Here is a 2203-nt window from a genome sequence, read left to right as displayed (position 1 = left end):
GCCCGTGGGAGGCCAGGGCGCCGCTGACCGGTGGACGGCACCGAGCCGTGCGCTTGGACTGAGAAGGGGGAGGCCTCGCGGCCTCCCCCTTTTTCGTTTCTCAGGCAATTTAACTAAATGACATTTTTTACAACGATATCATCTGCCGTCTTATTCAGACGTTCACCGTTCTCTTGACAGTCTCACACACTCAATGGATTACTATCTACCTAAGCGTGATACTGCGCTTGACCTGTTTTAGGCGGGCCGTTTTATTGATTATGAAGGAAGGACGCACATGGCAGATGTTCACGAGCTGCTTGATACTTGGATTGCCAATGTCAAGGATGATGAGCTGCTGACCGAGCTCAACACGATGAAGGAGCAGGGTGACGAGGATGCCATCACCGATGCCTTCTTCCAGGATCTTGCCTTCGGCACCGCCGGCCTGCGTGGCACGATCGGTGCTGGCACCAACCGTATGAATATCTATACGGTCGGCCGTGCAACGCAGGGCTTCGCCGACTATCTCAATGCGACTTTTGAGCATCCGACAGTTGCCATCGCTCGCGATAGCCGCAATAAGGGTGAACTGTTCGTCAAGACGACTGCTGCTATTCTTGCGGCAAATGGTGTCACCGCCCTTGTGTATCCTAAGATTTCCCCGGTGCCTACGCTATCTTGGGCTGTCCGCGATCTTGAGTGCTCCGGTGGCATTTGCATGACCGCTAGTCATAATCCGGCGCCTTATAACGGCTATAAGGCCTATGGCCCCGACGGCTGCCAGATCACTAGCGAGGCTGCCGATGCAATTTCTAAGGCTATTGCCGAGACCGATACGTTCACTGGCGTGAAGTCCATGGACTTCGATGAGGCTCTTGAGCAGGGTCTGGTCAAATGGATCGATGACTCGTGCCTCGAGCGTTATTACGACGCCGTTCTCGCGCGCGGCGTGACCAACCTTTCTGCCGAGGAGATCGCTGGCGCTCCGCTTAAGCTCGTCTACACTCCGCTCAACGGCACTGGCCTCATTCCCGTCACGACGGTGCTTGAGCGCGCCGGCATCACCGATGTCACGGTTGTTCCCGAGCAGAAGGACCCGAACGGCGATTTCCCGACCTGTCCGTATCCTAACCCCGAGATCCGTCAGGCCATGCAGAAGGGAATCGACCTGTGCGAGCAGGTTCACCCCGATCTGCTGCTTGCAACCGATCCTGACGCCGACCGTGTTGGCGTTGCTGTTAAGAATGGTGATGACTATCTGCTGCTGACCGGCAATGAGATGGGCGTTCTGCTGCTCGACTATATCTGCAAGACCCGTGCCGCCCGCGGCGAGGATCTCACCAAGAAGGTCGCGGTTACTACCATTGTTTCTTCCGCCATGGTCGATGCTCTGGCCGAGGAGTATGGCTTTGAGCTCCGTCGCTGCCTGACGGGCTTCAAGTACATCGGTGACATCATTACCTCGCTTTCCGATGCTGGTGAAGTCGATCGCTTTATCTTCGGTTTCGAGGAGAGCTACGGTTATCTGGCCGGCGACCACGTGCGCGACAAGGACGCCGTGAGCACTTCGCTGCTCATTTGCCAGATGGCGCAGTATTACAAGCTCCAGGGCAAGAACCTTGCCGATGCGATGCACGAGCTGTACGAGAAGTATGGCTACTATCACAACAAGACGATTTCGCTGAGCTATCCGGGCGCTGAGGGTGCGGCAAAGATGGCCGGCATCATGGCTGGTCTGCGCGAGAACCCGCCCGCGGAGCTCGCAGGCTCCAAGATCGAGGCCGTTGTGGATTACAACACCTGCGTGAACGGCCTGCCGAAGGCTAATGTCATTGAGTTCGATCTTGAGGGCGGCAACAAGGGCATTGTCCGTCCTTCCGGCACCGAGCCCAAGATCAAGCTGTACATCTTCGCTAAGGGCGCGGATGCCGCCGAGGCTGATGCAGCACTTGACGCGATTGAGGAGTCAGGTCGCAAGCTGTTGGCCTAAGGCTTTGAAAGCCTATTTCTATAGATAGACGAAAAAGGGGATCTCGGAAACGAGGTCCCCTCTCTATTACTGCTAAATACAGCTGAGAATCCCAAACTGTGTAGGAGTTGTGTGCAACCAGATTCCCGCCCCGCGGGCCCCTCCGGTCTGGCAATATATCTCCTTGCCGCGCGGCCCGGTCGGACCGGATTGACCGCGAGGGCGTGCACCTTGAGAACCGGATACTGCGAG

The 2203-nt window shown here is 56.7% G+C and carries 1 protein-coding gene; it reads left to right on the top strand.

Annotation, left to right across the window (positions count from 1 at the left end; all coding sequences use genetic code 11):
• The first annotated feature begins 277 nt into the window (after positions 1 to 277).
• Complete coding sequence (locus tag ACTQ05_RS09395; RefSeq protein WP_427719879.1) at positions 278 to 1972, top strand: phospho-sugar mutase; 1695 nt, start codon at positions 278 to 280, stop codon at positions 1970 to 1972.
• The last annotated feature ends 231 nt before the right edge of the window (positions 1973 to 2203 follow it).

It is taken from the genome of Collinsella sp. LCP21S3_A9 (genome assembly GCF_052118785.1).
In the GTDB taxonomy this organism is placed as follows: Bacteria; Actinomycetota; Coriobacteriia; order Coriobacteriales; family Coriobacteriaceae; genus Collinsella.
The sequence above is the reverse complement of the archived record's forward strand: the minus strand, read 5'-3'. Positions and strand labels throughout refer to the sequence as shown.

What these genes read in the sequence shown, in the direction of transcription:
- ACTQ05_RS09395 (WP_427719879.1), top strand. Translation starts at nt 278, where the DNA reads ATGGCAGATGTTCACGAGCTGCTTGATACTTGGATTGCCAATGTCAAG.